Here is a 26,627-nt window from a genome sequence, read left to right on the forward strand (position 1 = left end):
TTATTTACTCCCCTGGGATGCCAGCCAGTTGCGCCAGCCGCCAAATTCGGTGATCTCCAGTGCCTGCTTCAGCACCATCGGTTCACAGATGAAACCTTTCACCACTCGGCCATCAGCTAACGTCAGCGAGCCGATGCCGAGTGGCGCCGGGATTTCCGCTACAAACTCGCCAAAGCGCGCCAGCGGGATATCCCACAGTTCGACGGTGATCGCCGCCCCTTGTTCATCGCGCAGCAGGCCCGGTTTTTTGATTGGGCCATCCAGCAGCGCAAACAATCGGTAGTGGCTGGCGGTGGTGGTCTCCTCCACCAGCACTGCCTGACGGGTAGTGAGCTGGAAGTTGAGCGGCATGCCGGTTAGGTGCGCACCCACTACCGCCACACGAACGTGGTCGGCAGAAGGTGGCAGTGTGCGATGCTGTGTCGGTTGCACTTTGCCGGTGGCTCCAAGCGGTAAGGCCAACTGCTGTTGCCAGCGCAGGCCAAACTCCACCAGCGCCCGGTCATGCCAGGCAGGGGCGATCAGGGTGATGCCCGCAGGCAGGCCATCGGCCCGGAACGGCCCAGGCAGTGCCAGTGCGCTGAGATCGGCCAGATTGGTGAAATTGGTGTAGGTGCCGAACTGCGAGTTGTAACGCACCGGCTCCTGCTGCATCTCTTCAATGGTGTGGATGGTGGGGGAGGTCGGCACCACCAGCGCATCAAACTGCGCCAGCGTTTGCTGGATTTGGCGTGTCAGTTCCGCGCGCAGATATTCCGCTTTGAAGGCATCGACTGCGCTGTAATCCAGGCCGCTTTTAACGATGCCATAGACCACCGGGTCCATCTCTTCCGGGCGGTTGATCATCTCGCCCACCGCCACGGTGCGCTCCGTCACCCACGGGCCGTAGTACAGCTGCTCGGCCAGTTGCTGGAACGGGGTGAAATCGATGGGGTGCAGCGTGGCACCGCTGGCGAGCAGGCGCTCCAGCGCGTTATCCCAGGCCGCTTCGGCGTGTGCGTCATCGAAGAATTCAGGATTGGCCGGAATAGCAAAGTCAGGGTGAGCCTTGATGCTGGCTGGCGCGGTATGCGGATTGCTGCGTGAATAGGCATCCCCGGCGTCATAACCGCCAGCCGCGACTCCGACGGCAAAGGCGTCTTCTACCGTCAGGGCAAACACCGAGATGGTGTCGTTCAGGCGACAGGCGGGCAGCAAGCCACTGGCCGAGAACCAGCCTTTGGTGGGTTTCAGGCCCACCACATTATTAAAACCAGCCGGTACGCGACCGGAACCGGCGGTGTCGGTGCCGAGCGAGAAGCCCACCAGACCACGTGCCAGTACCGACGCCGAGCCGGAGCTGGAGCCGCCGCTGACATAGTCTGGATTGAAGGTGTTGCGCACCGCGCCATAGGGTGAGCGGGTGCCGACCAGGCCAGTGGCGTATTGGTCAAGGTTGGTTTTGCCAATCACCACCGCACCGGCGGCTTTCAGTTGGGCGACAACAAAGGCATCGGCGCTGGCGGTGTAAGTCAGCGCCGGGCAAGCGGCGGTGGTAGGCCAACCCGCGACATCGATATTGTCTTTGACGGCAAAAGGGACGCCAAACAGCGGCAGCGCAGTCGGGTTACGCAGATAGCTGGCTAATAACGGTTCAATCTGTGCCTGTAGCTGTGCTGGGGTGGCGAGATACAGCCACGCGTTATCCTGGTGATCAATAGCGGCGAGGTGTGCTTCCAGCAGGGCCGTAATCTGCTGCGGTTCCTGTTGGTAACGCTGTTGCCAATCCTGAAGCGTGAAACCAAAAGTCGATGCCATGAGTGAATTCCAACTGGTATACAAGATGGAATTCAACAGAGCAAAGGCCGTGCCATGTTTGTAACAGAATGATTATATGGAATTCGTCCTTGTACGATAAGTTTTTGTGATGAATAAGTGCACAATGGCGGCGCAGCATCTGGTCGATAGCGGTGCGCGATCGTAAATTTTATGAAGAACATGGTAAGAGTGGGTTGGCCTGGTTAGCATGAAGGAGTCTGGCATGCAGCTGGATCGCAGCACCAAGAGGAGAGTGAAGTGGATAAGTGGCGTAACTGGATTTTAGGGATCTGCCTGGTCAGTGCGGCCAGCAGCGTGTGGGCCGATTCGCTCGACCAGCAACGACAGCGTTATGCCCAGATAAAACAAGCCTGGGATAACAAGCAGATGGACACCGTGGCACAGCTGATGCCAACGCTACAGGATTACCCGCTCTATCCTTATCTGCAATACCGTATGCTGGCGCAGGATCTCGAGCAGGAAACGCCGCTGGCGGTGAAGAACTTTATTCAACAATATCCGACGTTACCCCCTGCACGCGCGCTCTCCACCCGCTTTGTTAATGTGCTGGCCCACCGCCAGGCGTGGCAGGAACTGTTGAGCTTCAGCCCGGAAGCACCGCAACCGGTGCAGGCGCGTTGTAACTGGTACTACGCCAAATGGGCCACCGGTCAGCAGCAGGTGGCGTTTGATGGTGCAAAAGCCATCTGGTTGCGTGGCACATCACTGCCCAATGATTGCGACCAGTTGTTCTCGGTGTGGCAATCCGCCGGACAGCTTTCGCCGATCACCATCCTTGAACGCATTCGTCTGGCGATGAAAGAGGGCAACGACAGCCTGGTCAATTACCTGGCGAAGATGTTACCGGCGGACTATCAAACCATTGCTACGGCAGTGATGGCGTTGCAGCAGAATCCGCAAACTGTCACCAGTTTTGCCAGCAGTGTCGGTCCGACCGATTTTACCCGTCAGGCGACCAATTTTGCCTTCGCCCGGGTAGCGCGCCAGGATGCCGAAAATGCCCGGTTGATGCTGCCGGGGTTGGTGCAGTCGCAGAAGATGGGGCCGGAAGATGAGCAGGCGCTGAAAGAGATCGTTGCCTGGCGCTTGATGGGTAACGACGTCACCTCTGATCAGGCGCGTTGGCGCGATAACGTTGTCATGAACAGTGAATCCACCACCCTGATTGAGCGGCGGGTACGACTGGCGCTGGGCAACAACGACCGTCGTGGACTGAATACCTGGATTGCCCGTCTGCCGGTGGAGGCCAAAGAGAAAGATGAGTGGCAATACTGGCAGGCCGATCTGCTGATTGCGCAAGGACGTAAAGATGAAGCTGACCCGATCCTGCGTAAGTTGATGCAGGGGCGTGGTTTCTATCCGATGGTGGCGGCGCAGCGGTTGGGTGTCGAGTATCCGTTACAGGTTAATAAGGCACCAGCCCCGGATAGCAATCTGGTGCAGGGCCCTGAGCTGGCAAGGGTGCGCGAGCTGATGTACTGGGGGCTGGATAACCTGGCGCGCAGCGAGTGGGCCAATTTAATTTCCAGTAAAACCCGTGAGCAGCAGCAGATGTTGGCACGTTACGCCAATGAGCAGGATTGGTGGGACCTGAGCGTTCAGGCCACTATCACCGCCAAAATGTGGGATAGCCTGAAAGAGCGTTTCCCGCTGGCATGGCGCAATTTGTATCAGCAGTACACCGAGGGTAAAGGGATTCCGCAAAGTTATGCGATGGCGATTTCGCGCCAGGAGAGTGCGTGGAACCCGAAAGCACGATCGCCGGTGGGGGCCAGCGGGTTGATGCAGGTGATGCCCGCCACCGCCACCCATACCGTGAAGATGTACAACATTCCCGGTTATGTGAACAGCGGTCAGTTGCTTGATCCCCAAACCAATATCCAGATTGGCACGCAATATCTGGAGTACGTGTATCAGCAGTTTGAGCAGAACCGTATCTTCGCCTCAGCGGCTTATAACGCCGGGCCGTCACGGGTACGCAGCTGGCTGAATAACAGTGGGGGGCGCCTGGATGCGGTGGCCTTTATCGAGACCATCCCGTTCTCGGAAACCCGTGGCTACGTGAAGAACGTGCTGGCGTATGATGCCTACTATCGCTACTTCATGGGACAACCCGATAAGATTCTGGCAGATAGCGAGTGGAATCGCCGCTACTGACTGTGCTATGCTTCCGTACTCGTTAATGAGTACGGAAGCCCTTCATGAGCCAACCCCTTTCTTCCCAGCCTGTTGAAGATAACTGGCTGCGCTTTGTTGACCTGATGCAAAATGCCTTCGCCGATGGTGTCGCCTTGCCGTTGCTGCAATTAATGATGACCCCGGACGAACGGGAATCTTTTGGCACGCGTCTGCGCATCATTGAAGAGTTGATGAACGGAGAGATGAGTCAGCGTGAGCTGAAGAATGAGTTGGGTGTTGGCATTGCCACCATCACCCGTGGCTCCAACAGCCTGAAAGAAGCACCGCCAGAGCTGAAACGCTGGCTGGAAGCGCGTCTGGGACGCGCCTGATTACTGCTGGTACAACGGATGGGTGAACGGACACAGCGCCAGAATCAGCGCTTGATGGTAGACGCTGGAGCGCGTCAGTAGTCCGTGGGTAAACGCGCCAATCGCGCCGCCTTTATGTTTGATGTTTTCCACGCCGGTTAAGCGCGCCATCTCATCACCCAGTTCGTGACCGGCGGCTAACCCCGCCATCACCACCGCGGGCAGCGTAAAACTGGCGGAGCGCGATTCGCCGCGCTGCTGTGCATTTTCCACCACCATCCATGCGAAGGCGCAATCCCCCTCGATGCCTGCTTCAATCGCCACCCAGAAATCGGCATCGGTCATTTTGGCGCGCGCATTGATAACGCGCTGACGTGCGCCAGTTCGCGTTTCGACATCCGTCAGCGGCTGAGCTGCAACGCCGCTCTCGACCTCGACCCCCTCAATATGGCAGGATCCTTCGCCGAAAACGTCGTTGAACGCTTGTGCAATCGCGCGGATTTTTGCCGGATTGATGGTGGCTGCGACAACATGGTACATAATTGTTTGAACCCTCAAGGCAAATTTGTCGCAGTATAACGGAAATTAAGCATGCTACAGGTCTATCTTGTTCGTCACGGTGAAACGGTTTGGAATGCGGCCCGACGCATTCAGGGGCAGTCCGACAGTCCGCTGACGGAAAAAGGTGAGCAACAGGCCCATCAGGTGGGCGAGCGCGTTAAATCGCTGGGCATTACCCACGTGATTGCCAGCGATTTAGGACGTACCCGGCGTACCGCAGAGATTATCGCCGATGCGTGTGGTTGCGCGGTCACCCTCGATGCGCGTCTGCGCGAGCTGAATATGGGGGTGCTGGAGCAGCGCCCGATTGAAGGGCTGACGCCGGAAGAAGAGAGCTGGCGTAAGACGCTGGTGGATGGCACCGAAAATGGTCGCATTCCTGGTGGTGAGTCGATGGCAGAGATGGCGGCGCGGATGCATGCGGCGTTAAATGACTGTCTCGGATTGCCGGCGGGCAGCCGCCCGTTGATTGTCAGCCACGGTATGGCGCTTGGCGTGCTGGTCAGTACCATTCTTGGCTTACCGGCACATGCGGAGCGTCGTCTGCGCCTGCGTAACTGTTCCATCTCCCGCGTTGATCATCAGCAGAGCGCCTGGCTGGCAGCGGGGTGGGTCGTGGAGACCGCCGGGGATGTGTCGCATCTGGATGCACCGGCGTTGGATGAATTGCAACGCTGAAGCGGAATATAAAAATGCCGTCATTACGACGGCATTTTACTGTTAGCGATCCTGTACTGGACGTATCGGAATCAGATATTCGCAGCGAATCTCGGTTGGCGGCTCGCTACGCTTCTTGCCACCGTGGGTGAAGAAACGTTCGATATCCTGTCCCTGACGACGCACCAGGCCCAACGTAGGCATACAAGTCCCGTACAGCAGCAGAATAAATTCCTGCAACGCGGTGCGCGGTCCGTTATAGGTGAACTGCACATAATCACCGGCTTCCAGAATCACGCTCTGGTTGGATTGCATGCTTTTCGCCAACTGATCGGCAGGCACCGCCGTGGTGTAGAGAATCTCCTGCTCATCATCTTTTTCATGGCTGGCGCGTACCTGATGTAGCCCATACAGCACCGGCGGCACGGTATCGGTTTCCAGCAGGAACTGTTTCCAGAAATGCACACGCATTTCGTCACGGAAACTGGAGATTTGCTCCAGCGTACAGCTGTAGCTTTGCGTCTGCCCCACCAGCACCGTTTCCGGCAGCGTGACAAACTGCGGCTCGGGCATATGGTTGTCTTCCAGACGGATCGGGGGGCGGATTCCGAAGGAGTTCCAGTCTGACGAACGACGATACCAGGCGGGCGTCTGATTAAACTGCTTTTTAAACGCACGGGTAAAGGTCTGCTGGGAATCGAAACGGTATTGCAGGGCGATGTCGAGTATCGGGCGGCTGGTCAGGCGTAACGCCACCGCGGCCTTAGACAGCCGGCGAGCGCGGATATAAGCGCCGATCGCGTGGCCTGTCACGTCCTTAAACATGCGCTGCAGATGCCATTTGGAATAACCCGCTTTCAGGGCGACATTATCCAGTGAAAGGGGTTGATCCAGATGGCTCTCCAGCCAGACAAGCAAATCGCGAATGATACCGGCTTGGTCCATAAAACATCCTCATAATTCTCTGGTGGCGCAACTTATGAAGTCGTCGAATAATAGCACGAAATGCAAAAAGGCGAGAGGGCGGTTTTGTAAGTCGACTGTGCTACATCAATGCGGGTTGTTACCCATTTGGTTTGGTTCTGTTATCGATTGCCAGTACATTACATTCTCATCTATTCCGTTTGCAATGGTAACTCCATGACAATAGCTCGCCTTCTTATAGTCACCCTGGCAACATATGCCTTCGCGGGATCCCTCCAGGCCGAGGAGATCGGCTCAGTTGACACGGTTTTCAAGATGTTTGGCCCCGATCATAAGATCGTGGTGGAAGCCTTCGATGACCCCGATGTAAAAAATGTAACCTGTTATATCAGCCGGGCAAAAACCGGTGGGATCAAGGGCGGATTGGGCCTGGCGGAGGATACTTCCGACGCGGCGATTTCCTGCCAACAGGTAGGACCGGTTGCGTTGAGCGATAAAATTGCGCAAGGCAAAGCGCAGGGGGATGTGGTGTTCCAGAAGCGCACATCGCTGGTTTTTAAGAAGCTGCAAGTTGTACGCTTTTATGATCAAAAGCGCAACGCGCTGGTCTATCTGGCTTACTCAGATAAAGTGGTGGAAGGCTCGCCGAAAAACGCCTTGAGCGCCGTACCGCTGATGCCCTGGCATTAACGACAGGCGATATACCTATTCGTAGCGGCGCGATTTATCGCGCTATTTTGACCTCCATGGTGCCAAATAACGCGCGATAAATCGCGCCGCTACAGAATAGACAGTTAGCCGATGTTTCGTGCGGATTAGTCCTGTAACTCACCGCAGAAGCGATAACCTTCGCCGTGAATGGTGGCGATAATTTCTGGCGTATCCGGCGTAGATTCGAAATGCTTACGGATGCGGCGGATGGTGACATCCACGGTGCGGTCATGCGGCTTCAGCTCACGACCGGTCATCTTTTTCAGCAAATCAGCACGGGTCTGAATTTTGCCTGGGTTTTCGCAGAAGTGCAGCATGGCGCGGAATTCACTGCGCGGCAGTTTGTACTGCTCACCGTTCGGGCTGATCAGTGAGCGGCTATTGATATCCAGCTCCCAGCCGTTGAAACGATAGCTTTCTACCTGACGACGTTCTTCATTCGGCATCGCCAGATTCATGGTACGCGACAACAGGTTACGCGCACGGATAGTCAGCTCACGCGGATTGAAGGGCTTGGTGATGTAATCATCCGCGCCAATTTCCAGACCAAGGATTTTGTCCACTTCATTATCACGGCCGGTGAGGAACATCAGTGCCACGTTCGCCTGCTCACGCAGTTCGCGCGCCAGCAACAAGCCGTTTTTCCCCGGCAGGTTGATGTCCATAATCACCAGATTGACGTCATTTTCCGTCAGAACCTGATGCATTTCGGCGCCGTCGGTGGCTTCATAGACCATGTAACCTTCCGCCTCAAAAATGCTTTTGAGGGTGTTACGCGTGACCAGTTCGTCTTCAACGATAAGAATGTGCGGGGTCTGCATGTTTCGCTACCTAAAATTTGCCAACAAATCGAAAACAGGGCGTACGGCGGTTGCACTTACTGTTCATCATAACAGCATGCCGTTCGCAACCGGTGTACGAAATAATCTTCGGAATACACCATCCATCTACGTCAACTTCAGTGTCAGCTCAGCCAGTCAGGATGAATATTTGCGTGCCCCGTGGGTATCGGACTGGCGCTTATCCTAACCGTATTAACAGCAACCTAACAGCACCAACAACAACCGATAAGCATAAAAACAACGCTTCGTTGACTTATATCAAATGCAAGTGTAGCACGTTAACACTTTTATGAAAAACTTCTCCAGGAATGCCAGCTTAGCTCACAAAAAGCAGCATTTTTGCTACATTCCGGCTGCATAATAGCAAAACATAAACTTGCCGGAAATTATATTTCAATAAGATGATATCTAATGGTTTTATATTAAAATGGTCCGGAAATTTAGCTTTAATGCGTTAATTTATGCTACTTACCGCTTTTATTCCGTTTTAACATCCTTAACATCTTATTTTCTTATATCCGCATGGTTGGTATTTTCCGGTGTGCATGCCAACATACGCTGAGTTGTTAACAGTTCGATGGAAAAATCATGCATTTCCCCCTCATTCTTGTCTCTCCCGCCCGACCAGAAAATATCGGTGCCGCCGCCCGTGCCATGAAAACCATGGGGTTTAGTGAATTGCGGATTGTCGCCAGTGATGCCTGGCAGGATCCGGCTGCCCGGCGTGTGGCGCACGGCGCAGGTGAAATTCTGGATAGCGTAAAAACTTATGACACCCTGAGCGAGGCGCTCCGGGATGTGGACTTCTCGGTCGCCACCACCGCGCGTAGCCGGGCGAAGTTCCGTTACTACGCCACGCCTGCGCAGGTGGAAACCATTTTGCAGGAGAAGCGTCAGTGGCTGAAGCGGATTGCGCTGGTGTTTGGTCGCGAGGACAGTGGATTGACGAATGAGGAGCTGGAACAGGTGGATCTGCTGACCGGCATCCCGATGGCGAATGACTATCCCTCACTCAACCTCGGTCAGGCGGTGATGGTGTATTGCTACCAACTTTCTGCGCTCAATCAGGTGGTGGCCCAGCCCGCAGCGGTGGCGGATGGTCAGCAGTTGCAGGCCCTGCGGGCGCGTTTTCAGCACTTGCTGGTCCGGCTGGAGGTGGACGATGATGCCAAGATGGCGGACTGGATCGATCAACGTATTGGTTTGCTGGAGCAGCGCGACAGCGCCATGCTGCATCGTCTGCTGCACGACGTAGAAAAAAAACTTATAGATAATAACTCGGGTAAATCCTGACTTTGCAGTGACTGATCGGGGGTTGTGGCTATTTGCTGAACGATCCCGATACCATTTTCCAGGCAAGGCGCAGCTCTGCGTAGTGGCGAAAAATTCGTCTTAGGACAAATTCGTTGACTTAACGTGCGCTTTGCTTTAATTCTGGAAGGCAGACGGACAATCAAGACAGACAGAAAAAAAATCTCAATGCGTACAATCAGCCTGAACACCACCATTATTATTACCACCACCATTACCACAGGTAACGGTGCGGGCTGACGCATACAGGAAAAACAAAAAAAAAGCCCGCACCTAAACAGTGCGGGCTTTTTTTTCGGCATAAATTCAGGAGAGCTTTAACCATGCGAGTGCTGAAATTCGGCGGGACCTCGGTAGCCAATGCGGAACGTTTTCTCCGCGTGGCAGACATTCTGGAAAGCAATGCGCAACAGGGACAGGTTGCAACCGTACTCTCTGCGCCAGCGAAAATTACCAATCATCTGGTGGCGATGATTGAGAAAACCATTAGCGGGCAGGATGCACTGCCGAATATCAGCGATGCCGAACGTATTTTTGCTGAGCTGTTGCAGGGGCTGGCCGAGGCACAGCCGGGCTTCGATTATGACGGGCTGAAAACGCGCGTTGACCTCGAATTCGCCCAACTGAAGCAAGTGCTGCATGGCATCAGCCTGCTGGGACAATGCCCGGATGCGGTCAATGCCGCCATCATCTGCCGTGGTGAGAAGCTGTCCATCGCCATCATGGAAGCGCTGCTTCAGGCGCGTGGTCATAAAGTGACGGTCATCGACCCGGTAGAAAAACTGCTGGCTGTGGGCCACTATCTTGAATCGACCGTTGATATCGCGGAATCGACTCGCCGTATCGCTGCCAGCCAGATCCCTGCTGATCATATGATCCTGATGGCCGGTTTCACTGCCGGTAACGAACGCGGTGAACTGGTGGTGCTGGGCCGTAACGGTTCTGACTACTCGGCAGCGGTGCTGGCAGCCTGTCTGCGTGCCGACTGTTGTGAAATCTGGACTGACGTCGACGGGGTTTATACTTGTGACCCGCGTCAGGTGCCGGATGCGCGCCTGCTGAAGTCGATGTCCTATCAAGAGGCGATGGAGCTGTCGTACTTTGGTGCCAAAGTGCTTCATCCCCGTACCATCGCCCCGATTGCCCAGTTCCAGATTCCCTGCCTGATCAAAAACACCGCTAACCCGCAAGCGCCCGGCACCTTAATTGGTGGCGAAGGTGAGCACGATGAAAACCCGGTGAAAGGCATCACCAACCTTAACAACATGGCGATGTTTAACGTCTCCGGCCCGGGGATGAAAGGCATGGTCGGTATGGCGGCGCGCGTGTTTGCTGCGATGTCCCGTACCGGTATCTCGGTGGTGTTAATCACCCAATCTTCTTCCGAGTACAGCATCAGCTTCTGCGTACCACAGAACGAGCTGGCCCGCGCCCGTCGCGTGCTGGAAGATGAATTCTATCTCGAACTGAAAGATGGCCTGCTGGATCCGCTGGAAGTGGTGGAGCAACTGGCGATTATCTCGGTGGTCGGTGACGGTATGCGCACCCTGCGCGGCATCTCTGCCAAATTCTTCTCCGCGCTGGCGCGCGCCAATATCAATATCGTGGCGATTGCCCAGGGTTCCTCTGAGCGCTCCATCTCTGCCGTGGTGAGCAACGATGAAGTCACTACCGGCGTGCGCGTGGTGCATCAGATGCTGTTTGCCACCGATCAGGTGATTGAAGTGTTCGTGGTGGGTGTAGGCGGCGTTGGCGCGGCCCTGCTGGAGCAGCTCCATCGTCAGCAGGCGTGGCTGAAGCAGAAGCATATTGATCTGCGCGTGTGCGGTATCGCCAACTCACGTGCGCTGCTGACTAACGTACATGGCATCGATCTCAGCAACTGGAAAGCGGCGCTGGCGGAAGCCAAAGAGCCGTTCAATCTCGGTCGCCTGATTCGTCTGGTAAAAGAGTACCACTTGCTGAATCCGGTGATTGTCGATTGTACCTCCAGCCAGGCGGTAGCCGATCAGTACGCGGATTTCCTCGCGGACGGTTTCCATGTGGTGACGCCGAACAAAAAGGCCAACACCTCATCGTGGAATTACTACCAGCAGATGCGTGCGGCAGCGGAGAGATCGCGCCGTAAGTTCCTGTATGACACCAACGTTGGTGCCGGTCTGCCGGTGATCGAGAACCTGCAAAATCTGCTGAATGCCGGTGATGAGCTGATCAAATTCTCCGGTATTCTTTCTGGCTCGTTGTCGTTTATTTTCGGCAAGCTGGACGAAGGTGTCTCCCTGTCTGAAGCCACCAAAATGGCACGGGAAATGGGCTTTACCGAGCCGGACCCGCGTGATGACCTGTCGGGCACCGATGTGGCGCGTAAACTGCTGATTCTGGCGCGTGAGGCGGGCCATCAGCTGGAGCTGAGCGATATTGAGATCGAACCGCTGCTGCCCGCCAGCCTGACAGAGATTGCCGATGTTGAGCAATTTATGGCGCGTCTGCCGGAACTGGACAACGCCTTTGCGGCGCGCGTTGCCAAAGCGCGTGACGAAGGTAAAGTATTACGCTTCGTCGGTGCCATCGAAGAGGGTGGTGTCTGCAAGGTGAAAATTGATGCGGTGGACAGTAACGATCCACTGTTTAAAGTCAAAAATGGCGAAAACGCCCTGGCGTTTTATAGCCGTTATTATCAGCCGATCCCGCTGGTTCTGCGTGGATACGGTGCCGGGAATGATGTGACCGCAGCTGGCGTGTTTGCCGATCTGCTGCGCACGCTGTCGTGGAAGTTGGGAGTTTGATGATGGTAAAAATTTATGCACCGGCCTCGATAGGTAACGTCAGCGTCGGCTTTGATGTGCTCGGCGCGGCGGTCTCGCCGGTGGATGGCACTCTGTTGGGTGATTGTGTGTCGGTTGAAGCGGCCGACAGCTTTAGCCTGGTGAACCAGGGGCGCTTTGTCAGCAAACTGCCGACCAATCCGCAGGAAAACATTGTTTATCAGTGCTGGCAGCGTTTTTGTGAGGCGATCGGCAAAGAAGTGCCGGTGGCGATGACGCTGGAAAAAAACATGCCGATCGGCTCGGGGCTGGGTTCCAGTGCCTGCTCGGTGGTCGCTGGCCTGATGGCGATGAACGAATTTTGTGGTAAGCCGCTGAATGATACTGAACTGCTGGCGCTGATGGGCGAGCTGGAAGGGCGCATCTCCGGTAGCGTGCATTACGACAACGTTGCGCCGTGCTTCCTCGGCGGTGTGCAGCTGATGATTGAAGAGAACGGTATTATCAGCCAGTCGGTGCCGTCGTTTGACGAGTGGCTGTGGGTGATGGCCTATCCGGGCATCAAGGTCTCTACCGCAGAAGCGCGCGCGATTTTGCCTGCGCAATATCGTAAACAGGACATCATCAAACACGGTCGTTTGCTGGGCGGTTTTATCCATGCCTGTCATACTCAGCAGCCAGAGTTAGCCGCGAAGCTGATGCAGGATGTGGTGGCTGAGCCGTATCGCACCAAACTGCTGCCGGGCTTTGCGGAAGCGCGTCAGGCCGCCGCCGATATTGGTGCGCTGGCCTGCGGTATTTCGGGTTCCGGCCCGACACTTTTCGCCGTTTGCAACGAGATGGCAACGGCACAGCGGATGGCTGACTGGTTGAGCCAGCACTATCTGCAAAATGAAGAAGGTTTCGTCCATATCTGCCGTCTTGATACGGCTGGCGCACGTAAATTGGGATAACGCATGAAACTCTACAACCTTAAGGATCATAACGAGCAGGTGAGCTTTGCTCAGGCCGTGAAGCAGGGCCTCGGCTCACAACAGGGGCTGTTTTTCCCGCTCGAACTACCGGAGTTTGAACTGACCGACATCGACGCGATGCTGGAGATGGATTTTGTCAGCCGCAGCAGCAAAATTCTCTCGGCCTATATCGGTGACGAAATTGCCGCCCATCAGCTGGCCGAGCGGGTGAAAACCGCGTTTGCTTTCCCGGCTCCGGTGGCAAAAGTGAGCGATGATGTCGCCTGCCTCGAACTGTTTCATGGCCCGACGCTGGCATTTAAAGATTTCGGCGGCCGTTTTATGGCGCAGATGCTTTCGTATGTCAGCGGTGCCGACGAGAAAATCACCATTCTGACCGCCACTTCAGGCGATACCGGCGCGGCAGTAGCCCATGCGTTTTACGGCATGGAAAACGTACGCGTGGTGATCCTCTATCCGCAGGGCAAAATCAGCCCGTTGCAGGAAAAACTGTTCTGCACCCTGGGCGGCAACATCGAAACTATCGCCATCGAAGGCGATTTTGATGCCTGCCAGGCGCTGGTAAAACATGCCTTTGATGATGAAGAACTCAAGAAGGCCATCGGCCTGAACTCCGCCAACTCCATCAACATCAGCCGCCTGCTGGCGCAGATTTGCTACTACTTCGAAGCTGTAGCACAGCTGCCGCAGGAAAAACGTAATCAGCTGGTGGTGTCGGTGCCGAGCGGCAACTTTGGTGACCTGACCGCAGGTCTGCTGGCAAAATCACTTGGCCTGCCGATCAAGCGCTTTATCGCAGCGACCAATGCCAACGATACCGTGCCGCGTTTCCTCGCCAAGGGTGAATGGACGCCGCATGCCACCGTGGCCACGCTGTCCAACGCCATGGACGTCAGCCAGCCGAACAACTGGCCGCGCGTGGAAGAGTTGTTCCGCCGCAAAACCTGGCGTCTGGGTGATCTGGCCTATGGTGCGGTGAGCGACGAGACCACCAAAGCCACCATGCGTGAATTGGCGGAAATCGGTTATCTCTCTGAACCGCATGCGGCGATTGCTTATCGTCTGTTGCGCGATCAATTGCAGGAAGGTGAGTACGGCTTGTTCCTTGGCACCGCGCATCCGGCGAAGTTCAAGGAGAGCGTGGAAGCGATTCTGGAGCAGACGCTGCCGCTGCCGGAAGCACTGGCTGAGCGTGCTGACCTGCCGCTGCTGTCGCATGAGATGAAAGCGGATTTCGCCGCGCTGCGTGCATTCTTGCTGACGAAATAATGAAAAATGGCTGGCAATTTGCCAGCCATTTTTTTATCCGTTACGGACTATTTTTGTTCGTGACGCTTAAACACCAGTTCGTTATCGCTGCTCTCAGCCGCCGCAAAGAAATAGCCATCCACATCGAATTTCTTCAACTGCTCCGGTTTGGTCAGGCGGTGTTGAATCACATAACGGCTCATCAGGCCACGCGCTTTCTTGGCATAGAAACTGATCACTTTAAACTTACCGTTCTTCTCATCAAGGAACACCGGCTTAATCAGGCGTCCAGCCAGTTTTTTCGGCTTGATGGCTTTGAAATATTCATCCGACGCCAGGTTGATCAACACCTCATCGCCTTGTTCCGCCAGCGCAGCATTCAGCTTCTCCGTCAGCAGATCGCCCCAGAAGCCGTAGAGATCTTTTGCCGCCGGGTTTGCCAGTTTGATCCCCATCTCCAGGCGGTAGGGCTGCATCAAATCGAGCGGACGTAGCAAACCATATAAACCCGAAAGCATGCGCAGATGCTGCTGGGCAAAGGCAAAATCTTTCTCACTGAAGGTTTCCGCCTGCAAACCGGTGTAGACATCCCCTTTGAACGCCAGAATCGCCTGGCGCGCATTTTCCAGCGTGAAGGGCGGCTGCCAGTCGTTGAAACGATCGGCATTCAGATGCGCCAGTTTATCGCTGATGCCCATCAGTGAAGCGATCTGTGCCGGTGACAGGTCGCGGGCGACATCAATCAGCTGTTGTGACTTTTCTAACAGCGCTGGTTGAGTAAAGGTTTGCGTCGCCAGCGGGCTTTCATAATCCAGCGTTTTGGCTGGCGAGATGACCATCAGCATTGTTTCGTCCTCGGTTGACCCGCGCTTCCCCCGTCATACTTCAAGCTGCAGGTGCGTTGGCTGCGCGTGTTCACCCCAGTCACTTACTAAAGTAAGCTCCTGGGATTCACACACTTGCCGCCTTCCTGCAACTTGAATTATTTAGGGGGGTTATCAGGGTATTAACGGAAAATTTGTTCGGCGAGTGTAGCAAAAAAGCGTGACGGATCGGCAAATCGTTCCCATTTGTCCGTGCTATCGGAAAGGGCACGCCGCGGCCTTGCACCGTGGTTACCGCGTGATATTATCGCAACAGCCTTTTTCACCCTGACAGTCAACCTAAGAGAAAAGAGAACCATGACGGACAAACTTACTTCCTTGCGTCAACTGACTACTGTGGTCGCCGACACCGGCGATATCGCGGCCATGAAGCTATATCAACCGCAAGATGCCACCACCAACCCTTCTTTGATCCTCAATGCCGCTCAAATTCCTGAATACCGCAAACTGATTGACGAAGCCATTAGCTGGGCACGTCAGCAGAGCAGCAACAAAGAAGCGCAGTTACAGCTGGTTTCTGACAAGCTGGCCGTCAACATTGGTCTGGAAATTCTCAAACTGATTCCGGGACGCATCTCGACTGAAGTGGATGCACGCCTGTCTTACGACACCGAAGCGAGCATCGCGAAAGCCCGCAGCCTGATCAAACTGTATAACGATGCTGGCATCAGCAACGATCGCATCCTGATCAAACTGGCTTCCACCTGGCAGGGTATCCGTGCCGCAGAGCAGCTGGAAAAAGAAGGCATCAACTGTAACCTGACCCTGCTGTTCTCCTTCGCCCAGGCACGTGCTTGTGCCGAAGCGGGTGTGTTCCTGATCTCTCCGTTTGTTGGCCGTATCCTCGACTGGTACAAAAACAACACTGACAAGAAAGAGTACGCTGCGCACGAAGATCCGGGCGTGGTTTCTGTTTCTGAGATCTACAGCTACTACAAACAACACGGTTACGAAACCGTGGTGATGGGTGCCAGCTTCCGTAACGTTGGTGAAATCATCGAGCTGGCCGGTTGTGACCGTCTGACCATCTCCCCGAACCTACTGAAAGAGCTGGCTGAGAGCGAAGGCGCTGTTGAGCGCAAACTGAGCTACAGCGGTGAAGTGAAAGCGCGTCCGGCGAAAATGACCGAAGCCGAGTTCCTGTGGCAGCACAACCAGGACCCAATGGCCGTCACCAAGCTGGCTGAAGGCATCCGCAACTTTGCCATCGACCAGGGCAAACTTGAGAAGATGATCGCTGAACTGCTGTAAGTGATTAAACCGTGGCGGCACAGGCTGTCTGCCACGGTTTTAAGGTTTTCTCTCCCTTTCGCTTTGTATTATTCTTCTCTTTATCCCCCTCATGCATCACAGCGATAACTCTATGGATACATTACGTATTGGATTGATTTCCGTTTCCGATCGTGCGGCGAACGGCATTTATCAGGATCAGGGCATTCCAGCACTGGAAAGTTGGCTTGGCAGCGCATTGACCACACCGTTCACCATCGAGACCCGGCTGGTGCCGGATGAACAGCCAATGATCGAGCAGGCGATTTGTGAACTGGTGGATGAACTGTTCTGCCATCTGGTGTTGACCACTGGCGGTACTGGCCCAGCGCGGCGTGATGTGACGCCGGATGCCACCCTCGCGGTCGCTGACCGTGAGATGCCAGGTTTTGGTGAACAGATGCGTCAGATAAGCCTGCAATTTGTGCCGACGGCGATCCTGTCGCGCCAGGTTGGGGTGATTCGTAAACAGTCGCTGATCCTCAATCTGCCCGGCCAGCCGAAATCGATCAAAGAGACGCTGGAAGGACTAAAAGGGGATGATGGTGCAGTCAAAGTGCCGGGAATCTTTGCGGCTGTACCATATTGTTTACAGTTGCTTGACGGGCCCTATGTCGAAACAGACCCGGCGGTGGTAGCAGCATTTCGGCCAAAAAGCGCGAGACGTGAGACAAATGTCTGAATATCGCCGTTTTCAGGCATAAAATTCAGACGTACTGGTGTGGCAAAAAATTGACGGTATAGTAAGCGTAACTTTACAATTAGATTTTTTGCCTCTGGATACCGCTACGTTATGGATTCGCTCGCAACTCGACGTCTCAACCGCCAGGATTATAAAACCCTGTCGCTGGCTGCCCTTGGTGGGGCGCTGGAATTTTACGATTTCATCATCTTTGTGTTCTTCGCTGCGGTGATCGGCGAACTGTTTTTCCCGGCGGATATGCCTGAATGGCTGCGTCAGGTGCAGACCTTCGCCATCTTTGCTGCGGGTTATCTGGCACGTCCGCTCGGTGGCATCATCATGGCGCACTTCGGTGACAAGGTGGGGCGCAAGAAGATGTTCAGCCTGAGCATCCTGCTGATGGCACTGCCGACGCTGGCGATGGGCGCGCTGCCGACCTATGCCAGCATTGGTATTGCAGCACCGCTGTTGATGCTGCTGCTGCGCGTGTTGCAGGGCGCGGCCATTGGTGGCGAAGTGCCGGGCGCATGGGTGTTTGTAGCGGAACACGTGCCAGAAAAACGCGTGGGTTTTGCTTGTGGCACCTTAACCGCAGGTTTAACCGCCGGGATTCTGCTGGGTTCGCTGGTGGCGACCATTATCAATACCACGATGGCTCCGTCGTCGATTGCCGCTCATGGCTGGCGCATCCCGTTCTTCCTTGGTGGCGTGTTTGGCTTGCTGGCGATGTATCTGCGCCGCTGGCTGCATGAAACACCGGTGTTTCAGCAAATGCAGCAGCGTAAAGCGCTGGCCGATAAGTTGCCGCTGCAAACGATTCTGACTCAGCACAAACGTGGCATTGTGATCTCCATGCTACTTACCTGGTTGCTCTCTGCCTGCATTGTGGTGGTGATTCTGATGGCGCCGACGCTGATGCAAAAACAGCATGCGATTCCGGCGGCACTGAGCTTGCAAGCCAACAGTTTTGCCACGGTGATGTTGCTGTTTGGCTGTGTGATTGCGGGCTGGTTGGTGGATCGCTTCGGTGCGGCGCGCATGCTGCTGGTCGGTTCGTTGCTGTTGGCTATCGGTAGCTGGAACTTCTTCCATCAGCTCGGCAGTACGCCGGAGATGTTGTTTGTCTGGTATGGCCTGGCAGGACTGAGTGTCGGCGTGGTGGGGGTGGTGCCGTTTGTCATGGTCCGTGCCTTCCCGGCAGCAGTACGTTTCACCGGTATCTCCTTCTCGTATAACGTTGCTTACGCCATTTTTGGCGGCCTGACGCCGATTAGCGTGACGTTGATTATGCGTCTGACACCCATGGCACCCGCCTGGTATGTGCTGGCGCTGGCGGTGATCGGGTTCTGCGTGGGGATCTGGTTGTGGCGTGATAACCGGCAGGAAAGCGTGCAGTTTGAGGCATCAATGCACTCGTCATAAATCATAACGCGGAGCCAGCAGGCTCCGCGTTGCTGTTCAGTGCGGTTGACCAATCGGCAGCACGGTGCGGCCCCATTGTTCATTCAGCACTTCGCCCATCGCCAGATAGATGGCACTACCGCCACAGATCAGGCCGACCCAACCGGCAATCCGCACCAGCATCGCGTTATCCAGCAGATGCCCAATCGCCAGCAAAGCAAACAGCACCGTCAGGCTGGCAAACACGAATTGCAGCATGGTCGGGCCGGTGAGGGTGCCGAAGAAGAGAAACAGCGTGAACACGCCCCATAAACCCAGGTAAGCGCCGAGAAAATGGCTGTCAGCAGCTTCCGACAGCCCCATTTTGGGCAGCAACAGAATCGCCACCAATGTCAGCCAGAAGCTACCGTAAGAGGCAAACGCCGTCAGGCCGAAGGTGTTGCCTTTCTTAAATTCCAGCAGACCGGCAAAAATTTGCGCGAGGCCGCCATAAAAGATGCCCATCGCCAGAATGATGGTGTCCATCGCGAAGAGTCCGGTGTTGTGTAAATTGAGCAGAATGGTGGTCATGCCAAAGCCCATTAAGCCCAGTGGCGCAGGGTTCGCCAGAGTGTTAGTACGCATAGTTCCTCAAAGGTCAGTCTCAATATCTGAATGTTGTGTTGGCCCGTCAACCTGCAATGGGTGGAGGGGGCGCTGCATAATAATCATCCAGCTACCCGGCATCTTTGATCTGAGTGGGGAGAGATAATTAAAATATTTTTAGTTTTAACCCTTGATGCGCTTCGAAGCGGCCCCATTTAGTTCTCATCGAGTGTTGTGGCGCAGGAAAAAAAGCCTGTTCAGGCAGTTGAAAGCGGTCAAATTGCCCGCATCTCTGCTTCACAACCCAATTTGGCAAAGAATTTAAGTGGGAGACGTTTAGATGGGTAAGATTATTGGTATTGACTTGGGTACAACCAACTCTTGTGTTGCGATTATGGACGGCACCAAAGCACGCGTGCTGGAAAATGCCGAAGGTGATCGTACCACGCCTTCAATTATTGCTTATACACAGGATGGCGAAACTCTGGTCGGTCAACCGGCTAAACGTCAGGCGGTGACTAACCCGCAGAACACCCTGTTCGCGATTAAGCGCCTGATCGGTCGTCGTTTCCAGGATGAAGAAGTGCAGCGTGATATCAAAATCATGCCGTACAAAATCACCGCAGCTGACAACGGTGATGCCTGGCTGGAAGTGAAAGGCCAGAAAATGGCGCCGCCGCAGATCTCTGCTGAAGTGCTGAAAAAAATGAAGAAAACCGCGGAAGATTTCCTCGGTGAGCCAGTGACTGAAGCGGTTATCACCGTTCCGGCTTACTTCAATGATGCGCAGCGCCAGGCAACTAAAGATGCTGGCCGTATCGCAGGTCTGGAAGTCAAACGTATCATTAACGAACCGACTGCTGCGGCGCTGGCTTATGGTCTCGACAAAGGTCAGGGCAACCGCACCATCGCGGTATATGACCTGGGCGGCGGTACGTTTGATATCTCCATCATCGAAATCGATGAAGTAGATGGCGAGAAAACCTTTGAAGTTCTGGCAACCAACGGTGATACCCACCTCGGTGGCGAAGACTTCGACAGCCGTCTGATCAACTACCTCGTTGCGGAGTTCAAGAAAGATCAGGGCATCGATCTGCACAACGATCCGCTGGCGATGCAGCGTCTGAAAGAAGCGGCAGAGAAAGCGAAAATCGAGTTGTCTTCTGCCCAGCAGACCGACGTTAACCTGCCGTACATCACGGCTGATGCGACCGGTCCTAAGCACCTGAACATCAAAGTGACCCGTGCGAAACTGGAATCACTGGTTGAAGACCTGGTCGCGCGTTCTATCGAGCCGCTGAAAGTCGCGCTGCAAGATGCAGGCCTGTCGGTTTCTGACATCAACGACGTGATCCTGGTGGGTGGTCAGACGCGTATGCCGCTGGTTCAGGCTAAAGTGACTGAATTCTTTGGCAAAGAACCGCGTAAAGACGTGAACCCGGACGAAGCGGTTGCCGTGGGTGCTGCGGTACAGGGCGGCGTGCTGGGTGGTGACGTGAAAGACGTCCTGCTGCTGGACGTTACCCCGCTGTCACTGGGTATCGAAACCATGGGTAGCGTGATGACTTCGCTGATCAGCAAGAACACCACTATCCCGACCAAACACAGCCAGGTGTTCTCAACAGCTGAAGATAACCAGTCTGCCGTGACCATTCACGTGCTGCAGGGTGAGCGTAAACGTGCCAGCGATAACAAATCACTGGGCCAGTTTAACCTCGACGGTATCCAGGCAGCTCCGCGCGGTATGCCGCAGATTGAAGTGACTTTCGACATCGATGCCGACGGTATCCTGCACGTATCAGCGAAAGACAAAAACAGCGGTAAAGAGCAGAAGATCACCATCAAAGCCTCTTCGGGTCTGAACGAAGAAGAGATCGCCAAAATGGTACGTGACGCTGAAGCGAACGCCGAAGCTGACCGTAAATTCGAAGAGCTGGTGCAGACGCGTAACCAGGGCGATCAGATTGCGCACAGCACCCGTAAACAGCTGGATGAAGCTGGTGACAAACTGTCTGCCGATGACAAAGCACCGATTGAATCTGCGCTGAACGATCTGAACACCGCGCTGAAAGGCGAAGACAAAGCTGACATCGAAGCGAAGATGCAGGCACTGATGCAGGTTTCCAGCAAACTGATGGAAATGGCACAGCAGCAGGCTCAGGCGGGCGCAGCAGACGCTGGCGACGCTTCTGCGAAGAAAGATGACGACGTTGTCGACGCTGAATTCGAAGAAGTTAAAGATAAAAAATAATTGCCCCTGACCGGGCGCGACGGCTGGCCTGACAGCCGTTGAAACCAGCACGGGCGTAGGAGATCTCTCCACGCCCGTGCGATCATGTTAAGGGCAGAAGATGGCGAAGAGTGATTTTTACGAGATCTTAGGCGTCTCTAAATCGGCAGATGAGCGCGAAATCAAAAAGGCGTATAAGCGCCTGGCGATGAAATATCACCCGGACCGTAATCCGGACGATAAAGAAGCCGAAGCGAAATTCAAAGAGGTTAAGGAAGCCTACGAAATTCTGACCGACGCGCAGAAGCGTGCGGCCTACGATCAATACGGTCATGCTGCGTTTGAGCAGGGCGGCATGGGTGGTGGTGGATTTGGCGGCGGCGGCTTCGGTGGCGGTGCTGATTTCAGCGATATCTTTGGCGACGTATTTGGCGATATTTTTGGTGGTGGTCGCCGTCAGCGCGCTGCCCGTGGCGCCGATTTACGCTACAACATGGACCTGACGCTGGAAGAAGCGGTACGCGGCGTGACCAAAGAGATCCGCATTCCAACCCTGGAAGAGTGTGATGTCTGCCACGGCAGCGGCGCGAAAGCCGGTACTCAACCGCAAACCTGTCCAACCTGTCATGGTGCGGGTCAGGTACAGATGCGCCAGGGCTTCTTCACCGTGCAGCAGGCGTGTCCGACCTGTCACGGACGTGGCTCGGTGATCAAAGATCCGTGCAACGCCTGTCATGGCCACGGCCGTGTGGAACGCTCGAAAACCCTGTCAGTGAAAATCCCGGCAGGTGTCGATACCGGCGACCGTATCCGTCTGAGCGGAGAAGGGGAAGCGGGTGAGCATGGCGCACCGGCGGGCGATCTCTACGTTCAGGTGTCAGTGAAAAAACACCCGATCTTCGAGCGTGAAGAGAACAACCTGTACTGCGAAGTGCCAATCAACTTTGCGATGGCCGCACTGGGTGGCGAGATTGAAGTGCCGACACTGGATGGCCGTGTGAAGCTGAAAGTACCGTCAGAAACGCAAACCGGCAAGCTGTTCCGCATGCGTGGTAAAGGTGTCAAATCGGTACGTGGTGGTGCCGTAGGAGACTTGCTGTGCCGCGTGGTGGTGGAAACCCCGGTGAGCCTGAACGACAAACAGAAAGCGCTGCTGCGTGAACTGGAAGAGAGTTTTGGCGGCCCGAGTGGTGAGAAAAACAGCCCGCGTTCGAAGAGTTTCTTCGACGGGGTGAAGAAGTTTTTTGACGATTTAACCCGCTAAGTCTTCGCGACTAAACTGAAAGCCAGCGCTGCGTCGCTGGCTTTTTTATGGTCTGCTTGCGACCAATCATTCGGTTTTTTCGAACCCGACCTAATAAATAATCTGTTTTTTTCGATCTAATATTGTCGCTAAGCTAACTAATGATTGTCAGCTAAGCGAAAGCAGATGCTTCGCCAATCAGCACAAATTCGTAGCGGCGCGATTCATCGCGCTCTTTCCAGGCATTGGCATGTTCTGTCAGACCCGCGCGATGAATCGCGCCGCTACAGATTGTGCTTAACTGAACAGCATTCGTTCAGCTAACCGCCTTTTCATTATTCGCTCTGCGACAAGGAATCTGGACGTGAATATCCGATTGAAAAAACTTCTGAATAACGATGCCACCAGCGGCGTGGTGCTGATCATTGCGGCGGCCATCGCCTTGCTGCTCGCCAACACTCTCAGCACCCAGCAAGGTTATCATGACCTGCTTAACATCCCGGTCGAGTTCCGTTTTGGCTCACTGGATATCAGCAAAAATCTGCTGCTTTGGATCAATGATGCGCTGATGGCGGTATTCTTCCTGATGGTCGGTCTGGAAGTGAAACGCGAGATGGTGATGGGCGCGCTGGCACGCCGCGATCAGGCGGTTTTCCCGCTGATTGCTGCTGTCGGTGGCATGGTGGTGCCGGGATTGTTGTTCCTGCTGTTTAACGCCGGAGATGCAGCCACACGCAGCGGATGGGCGATCCCCACGGCAACCGATATTGCCTTTGCGCTGGGGATTCTGGCGCTGCTGGGAAGCCGTGTACCGCCAGCACTGAAGATCTTCCTGATGGCGTTGGCGATCATCGACGATCTGGGCGCTATCGTGATTATCGCGCTGTTCTACACCAGCGATCTGTCGATGGTATCGCTGGGGGTAGCGGCTGGCGCGATTGTGGTGCTGGGCATCATGAATTTGCTGAATGTGCGCAACACCGGCCTTTATTTGTTGGTAGGGCTGGTGCTGTGGACGGCGGTATTGAAATCAGGCGTACATGCCACGTTGGCTGGTGTGGTGGTAGGCTTCCTGATCCCGCTGGAGAAGAAAAATGGGCACTCCCCGGCTATCCACCTGGAGCATGCGCTGCATCCGTGGGTGCGTTGGCTGATTCTGCCGTTGTTTGCTTTTGCCAATGCGGGCGTGCCGCTGGCTGGGGTGACGCCAGGCAGCCTGTTTTCGCTGTTGCCGCTCGGTATCATGCTGGGCCTGTTTGTCGGCAAACCATTAGGCATCACCTTGTTCTGTTGGCTCAGCGTCAAAACCGGGCTGGCAAAGTTGCCGGATAACACCTCGTTGCGGGATATTGCCGCCGTTGGCGTGCTGTGTGGGATTGGCTTTACCATGTCGATCTTTATCGCCTCGCTGGCCTACGGCGAAGCCGCGCCTGAGCTGATCACGCTGGCGAAACTGGGCATTTTATTGGGATCGATAATCTCCGCAGTGGTGGGATATGTGCTGCTGTGGCGGCGTCTGCCGCGTCAGACGGCATAATCCGGCACCGGGGAGAGCGCAGATGTCACATATCAACTACAACCATCTGTATTACTTCTGGCACGTGTGCCGTGAGGGATCGATAGTCGGTGCGGCTGAGGCGTTGTTCCTGACGCCACAAACTATCACCGGGCAGATCAAGGCATTGGAAGAGCGCCTGCAAGGCAAGTTGTTTCGTCGTCAGGGACGGGGTCTGGTGCCGACTGAGTTGGGGCAATTGGTGTTTCGCTATGCCGACCGCATGTTTATGCTCAGCCAGGAGATGCTGGATATCGTCAACTATCGCAAAGAGTCGAACCTGTTGTTTGATGTCGGCATCGCGGACGCGCTTTCCAAACAGCTGGTGAGTCAGGTGCTGGAGGCGGCCGTGGTAGCGGATGAGAAGATTCATCTGCGCTGTTTTGAGTCGACGCATGAGATGCTGCTGGAGCAATTGAGCCAGCATAAGCTGGATATGATTGTCTCTGACTGCCCGATTGATTCAACGCAGCAGGAGGGACTGTTTTCGGTGAAGCTGGGCGAGTGCCCGGTGAGTTTCTGGTGCTATGCGCCGTGGCCGGAACTGGCTTTCCCCGCTTGCCTGGAGCAGCGTCGTTTGCTGATCCCCGGTCGCCGATCGATGCTGGGACGTAAGCTGTTGAACTGGATCCACAGTCAGGGATTGCAGGTCGAGATTCTCGGTGAGTTTGATGATGCCGCGCTGATGAAAGCATTTGGCGCGCAACACAACGCGATTTTCGTGGCACCCACCTTGTATGGTGAGGCGATCTACCGTGATGACGCCATTCGGGAAATAGGCCGTCTGGATACGGTGATGGAGGAGTATCACGTGATTTTTGCCGAGCGCATGATCCAGCATCCGGCGGTACAACGCATTTGCCATCGCGACTTCAGCGCATTGTTCAGCGGTAAACCGCAGGCATAAAAAAACCGGCTTAGCGCCGGTTCTTTCACAAAGCGATTAACAGACGGGCGATTAAGCCAGTTTGTTGATCTGTGCAGTCAGGTTTGCTTTATGACGTGCAGCTTTGTTTTTGTGGATCAGACCTTTAGCAGCCTGACGGTCCACGATCGGTTGCATTTCGTTGAATGCGTTCTGCGCAGCAGCTTTGTCGCCTGTTGCGATAGCCGCGTATACTTTCTTGATGAAAGTACGCATCATAGAACGGTTGCTCGCGTTATGCTTGCGACGTTTCTCAGATGTTACGGCGCGTTTCTTAGCTGATTTGATATTAGCCAAGGTCCAACTCCCAAATGTGTTCTATATGGACAAATCAAAGGCCGAGGACTATGCCTTTTGCGCCTTCTTTTGTCAATGGATTTGTGCAAATAAGCGCCGTTTTACAAACGACACCCGGTTACGTAATTGATGGCGCAAGATTCTACCAGCAACACCGCGCTGAATACAGTATTTCGCAACAAAATTCTTCAGAACCCCGCTAAGCCCCTGCTTGCACGAGCAATAAGCGGCAACAGAAGCAGGAAAGGCACGCAGACGGGTTAACCTGAACGCTATTCAAGGGTATAATCCGCCGATTTCCACCGGTTTGAGTCAGCCATGAAGTTTATCCGCGGTATTTATAATATCACCCAGCAGCATCGCGGCTGCGTCCTGACCATTGGTAATTTTGACGGTTTTCATCGCGGCCATCAGGCATTGATGGCAGAACTGGTCGAAGAGGGACGAAAGCGCCAGCTTCCGGTGATCGTGATGCTGTTCGAACCGCAGCCGCTGGAGCTGTTTGCGGGCGATAAAGCCCCGGCTCGCCTGATGCGTCTGCGTGAAAAGTTGAAGTACCTGAAGCAGGCTGGCGTTGATGCGGTGCTGTGTGTCCGCTTTGATCGCCGCTTTGCCGCCCATTCGGCGCAGAGTTTCATCTCTGAATTGCTGGTGGAGAAGCTGAACGTTAAATTCCTCGCTGTCGGCGATGATTTCCGCTTTGGTGCTGGTCGCCAGGGGGATTTCCTGTTATTACAGAAAGCCGGTGTGGAATATGACTTTGATGTCATCAGCACCCAGACATTTTGTGATGGTGGCAAACGCATCAGCAGTACCGCGGTGCGGCAGGCGCTGGCGCAGGATGATTTTGTCCAGGCGCAGGCATTGATGGGCCATCCCTTCAGTATTTCAGGCCGCGTGGTGCACGGTGATGCCCTGGGCCGTACCATTGGTTTTCCCACCGCCAACCTCCCTTTACGCCGCACGGTAACGCCGGTGAAAGGCGTGTTTGCGGTTGAAGTACTGGGCTTGGGTGAACATCCTATCCCTGGCGTTGCCAACATTGGTACGCGCCCGACGGTAAAAGGTCTGCGTCAGCAGCTTGAAGTTCACCTGCTTGACACACATATGAATCTTTATGGACGCCACATTGATGTGGTACTGAAACAGAAGATTCGCGACGAACAGCGTTTCGCCTCGCTGGATGCGCTGAAAGAACAAATAGCGAAAGATGTGGTGACGGCCCGACAATTTTTTGGGCGATACCCTACATAATT

At 54.9% G+C, this 26,627-nt stretch carries 24 protein-coding genes and 1 other annotated feature; of the genes, 17 read left to right on the forward strand and 7 right to left on the reverse strand.

From position 1 onward, the window contains the following. Entirely contained in the window at nucleotides 1-1,797 is a 1,797-nt protein-coding gene (atzF, locus tag AC6I8W_RS03225; RefSeq protein WP_497836956.1) for an allophanate hydrolase, read from the reverse strand. A gap of 258 nt (nucleotides 1,798-2,055) precedes the next feature. On the opposite strand from atzF, the gene sltY reads away from it, so the two are divergent. Both sltY and trpR read left to right on the forward strand, forming a co-directional pair. Next, nucleotides 2,056-3,975, forward strand: a complete 1,920-nt coding sequence (gene sltY, locus AC6I8W_RS03230; RefSeq protein WP_497836957.1) for a murein transglycosylase — start codon at nucleotides 2,056-2,058, stop codon at nucleotides 3,973-3,975. A 44-nt stretch (nucleotides 3,976-4,019) separates the two neighbouring features. Continuing rightward, the gene (gene trpR, locus AC6I8W_RS03235; protein ID WP_013507794.1) at nucleotides 4,020-4,328 is read left to right on the forward strand and encodes a trp operon repressor; all 309 of its coding nucleotides are present in this window, start codon (nucleotides 4,020-4,022) and stop codon (nucleotides 4,326-4,328) included. Here the strand turns inward: trpR and yjjX are convergent, their stop codons facing one another. After that, complete coding sequence (yjjX, locus tag AC6I8W_RS03240) at nucleotides 4,329-4,847, reverse strand: inosine/xanthosine triphosphatase (RefSeq protein WP_497836958.1); 519 nt, start codon at nucleotides 4,845-4,847, stop codon at nucleotides 4,329-4,331. A gap of 51 nt (nucleotides 4,848-4,898) precedes the next feature. On the opposite strand from yjjX, the gene gpmB reads away from it, so the two are divergent. Then, nucleotides 4,899-5,546, forward strand: a complete 648-nt coding sequence (gpmB, locus tag AC6I8W_RS03245; protein ID WP_497836959.1) for a 2,3-diphosphoglycerate-dependent phosphoglycerate mutase GpmB — start codon at nucleotides 4,899-4,901, stop codon at nucleotides 5,544-5,546. Nucleotides 5,547-5,588: 42 nt separating this feature from the next. Here gpmB and robA read toward each other — a convergent pair whose 3' ends face one another. Beyond that, the gene (gene robA / locus AC6I8W_RS03250; protein WP_497836960.1) at nucleotides 5,589-6,470 is read right to left on the reverse strand and encodes an MDR efflux pump AcrAB transcriptional activator RobA; all 882 of its coding nucleotides are present in this window, start codon (nucleotides 6,468-6,470) and stop codon (nucleotides 5,589-5,591) included. A 195-nt stretch (nucleotides 6,471-6,665) separates the two neighbouring features. Between robA and creA the strand changes: the two genes are divergently transcribed. After that, entirely contained in the window at nucleotides 6,666-7,139 is a 474-nt protein-coding gene (gene creA / locus AC6I8W_RS03255; protein WP_497836961.1) for a protein CreA, read from the forward strand. Between the two features lie 125 nt (nucleotides 7,140-7,264). Here the strand turns inward: creA and arcA are convergent, their stop codons facing one another. Then, a complete protein-coding gene (arcA, locus tag AC6I8W_RS03260) occupies nucleotides 7,265-7,981 on the reverse strand; it encodes a two-component system response regulator ArcA (protein WP_013507799.1) in 717 nt (238 codons plus the stop codon). Between the two features lie 609 nt (nucleotides 7,982-8,590). Here arcA and AC6I8W_RS03265 point away from each other — a divergent pair. The 5 genes from AC6I8W_RS03265 to thrC all read left to right on the forward strand — a co-directional run bounded on the left by AC6I8W_RS03265 (nucleotide 8,591) and on the right by thrC (nucleotide 14,321). Continuing rightward, on the forward strand, nucleotides 8,591-9,295 hold the full coding sequence (locus AC6I8W_RS03265; protein ID WP_497836962.1) for a tRNA/rRNA methyltransferase: 705 nt from the start codon (nucleotides 8,591-8,593) through the stop codon (nucleotides 9,293-9,295). Nucleotides 9,296-9,481: 186 nt separating this feature from the next. Beyond that, entirely contained in the window at nucleotides 9,482-9,553 is a 72-nt protein-coding gene (gene thrL / locus AC6I8W_RS03270) for a thr operon leader peptide (RefSeq protein ID WP_084878310.1), read from the forward strand. Further along, nucleotides 9,489-9,610, forward strand: a sequence feature (Thr leader region). (Overlaps the previous gene by 65 nt.) Nucleotides 9,611-9,636: 26 nt before the next feature. Continuing rightward, nucleotides 9,637-12,099 (forward strand): bifunctional aspartate kinase/homoserine dehydrogenase I, encoded by a 2,463-nt coding sequence (gene thrA / locus AC6I8W_RS03275; RefSeq protein ID WP_497836963.1) that lies wholly within the window; start codon nucleotides 9,637-9,639, stop codon nucleotides 12,097-12,099. 2 nt (nucleotides 12,100-12,101) lie between these two features. Then, the gene (thrB, locus tag AC6I8W_RS03280; RefSeq protein ID WP_497838096.1) at nucleotides 12,102-13,031 is read left to right on the forward strand and encodes a homoserine kinase; all 930 of its coding nucleotides are present in this window, start codon (nucleotides 12,102-12,104) and stop codon (nucleotides 13,029-13,031) included. Nucleotides 13,032-13,034: 3 nt separating this feature from the next. Beyond that, nucleotides 13,035-14,321, forward strand: a complete 1,287-nt coding sequence (thrC, locus tag AC6I8W_RS03285; protein ID WP_497836964.1) for a threonine synthase — start codon at nucleotides 13,035-13,037, stop codon at nucleotides 14,319-14,321. A gap of 47 nt (nucleotides 14,322-14,368) precedes the next feature. Here the strand turns inward: thrC and yaaA are convergent, their stop codons facing one another. Next, a complete protein-coding gene (gene yaaA, locus AC6I8W_RS03290) occupies nucleotides 14,369-15,145 on the reverse strand; it encodes a peroxide stress protein YaaA (protein ID WP_497836965.1) in 777 nt (258 codons plus the stop codon). A 336-nt stretch (nucleotides 15,146-15,481) separates the two neighbouring features. Between yaaA and tal the strand changes: the two genes are divergently transcribed. The 3 genes from tal to AC6I8W_RS03305 all read left to right on the forward strand — a co-directional run bounded on the left by tal (nucleotide 15,482) and on the right by AC6I8W_RS03305 (nucleotide 18,557). Beyond that, the gene (gene tal, locus AC6I8W_RS03295) at nucleotides 15,482-16,435 is read left to right on the forward strand and encodes a transaldolase (RefSeq protein WP_497836966.1); all 954 of its coding nucleotides are present in this window, start codon (nucleotides 15,482-15,484) and stop codon (nucleotides 16,433-16,435) included. A 112-nt stretch (nucleotides 16,436-16,547) separates the two neighbouring features. Next, nucleotides 16,548-17,135 carry a molybdopterin adenylyltransferase gene (gene mog / locus AC6I8W_RS03300; protein WP_497836967.1) on the forward strand — a complete coding sequence of 196 codons (588 nt, stop codon included), beginning with the start codon at nucleotides 16,548-16,550 and terminating at the stop codon, nucleotides 17,133-17,135. 111 nt (nucleotides 17,136-17,246) lie between these two features. Then, nucleotides 17,247-18,557: an MFS transporter gene (locus AC6I8W_RS03305; protein ID WP_497836968.1), complete on the forward strand. Its 1,311-nt coding sequence runs from the start codon at nucleotides 17,247-17,249 to the stop codon at nucleotides 18,555-18,557. 36 nt (nucleotides 18,558-18,593) lie between these two features. Here the strand turns inward: AC6I8W_RS03305 and satP are convergent, their stop codons facing one another. After that, entirely contained in the window at nucleotides 18,594-19,160 is a 567-nt protein-coding gene (gene satP, locus AC6I8W_RS03310) for an acetate uptake transporter (protein WP_497836969.1), read from the reverse strand. A gap of 301 nt (nucleotides 19,161-19,461) precedes the next feature. Here satP and dnaK point away from each other — a divergent pair, with 301 nt between their 5' ends. The 4 genes from dnaK to nhaR all read left to right on the forward strand — a co-directional run bounded on the left by dnaK (nucleotide 19,462) and on the right by nhaR (nucleotide 25,056). Continuing rightward, nucleotides 19,462-21,372 carry a molecular chaperone DnaK gene (dnaK, locus tag AC6I8W_RS03315; RefSeq protein WP_480368167.1) on the forward strand — a complete coding sequence of 637 codons (1,911 nt, stop codon included), beginning with the start codon at nucleotides 19,462-19,464 and terminating at the stop codon, nucleotides 21,370-21,372. A 100-nt stretch (nucleotides 21,373-21,472) separates the two neighbouring features. After that, nucleotides 21,473-22,615 (forward strand): molecular chaperone DnaJ, encoded by a 1,143-nt coding sequence (gene dnaJ / locus AC6I8W_RS03320; RefSeq protein ID WP_497836970.1) that lies wholly within the window; start codon nucleotides 21,473-21,475, stop codon nucleotides 22,613-22,615. A 343-nt stretch (nucleotides 22,616-22,958) separates the two neighbouring features. Then, on the forward strand, nucleotides 22,959-24,131 hold the full coding sequence (nhaA, locus tag AC6I8W_RS03325; protein WP_497836971.1) for a Na+/H+ antiporter NhaA: 1,173 nt from the start codon (nucleotides 22,959-22,961) through the stop codon (nucleotides 24,129-24,131). A 22-nt stretch (nucleotides 24,132-24,153) separates the two neighbouring features. After that, a complete protein-coding gene (nhaR, locus tag AC6I8W_RS03330) occupies nucleotides 24,154-25,056 on the forward strand; it encodes a transcriptional activator NhaR (RefSeq protein ID WP_497836972.1) in 903 nt (300 codons plus the stop codon). A 51-nt stretch (nucleotides 25,057-25,107) separates the two neighbouring features. On the opposite strand, the gene rpsT is transcribed toward nhaR, so the two are convergent. Further along, entirely contained in the window at nucleotides 25,108-25,371 is a 264-nt protein-coding gene (rpsT, locus tag AC6I8W_RS03335; protein ID WP_013507813.1) for a 30S ribosomal protein S20, read from the reverse strand. 318 nt (nucleotides 25,372-25,689) lie between these two features. Here rpsT and ribF point away from each other — a divergent pair, with 318 nt between their 5' ends. After that, complete coding sequence (ribF, locus tag AC6I8W_RS03340) at nucleotides 25,690-26,625, forward strand: bifunctional riboflavin kinase/FAD synthetase (RefSeq protein ID WP_497836973.1); 936 nt, start codon at nucleotides 25,690-25,692, stop codon at nucleotides 26,623-26,625. The last annotated feature ends 2 nt before the right edge of the window (nucleotides 26,626-26,627 follow it).

This window comes from Pantoea sp. X-Soil-TKNS-1211, assembly GCF_059730495.1.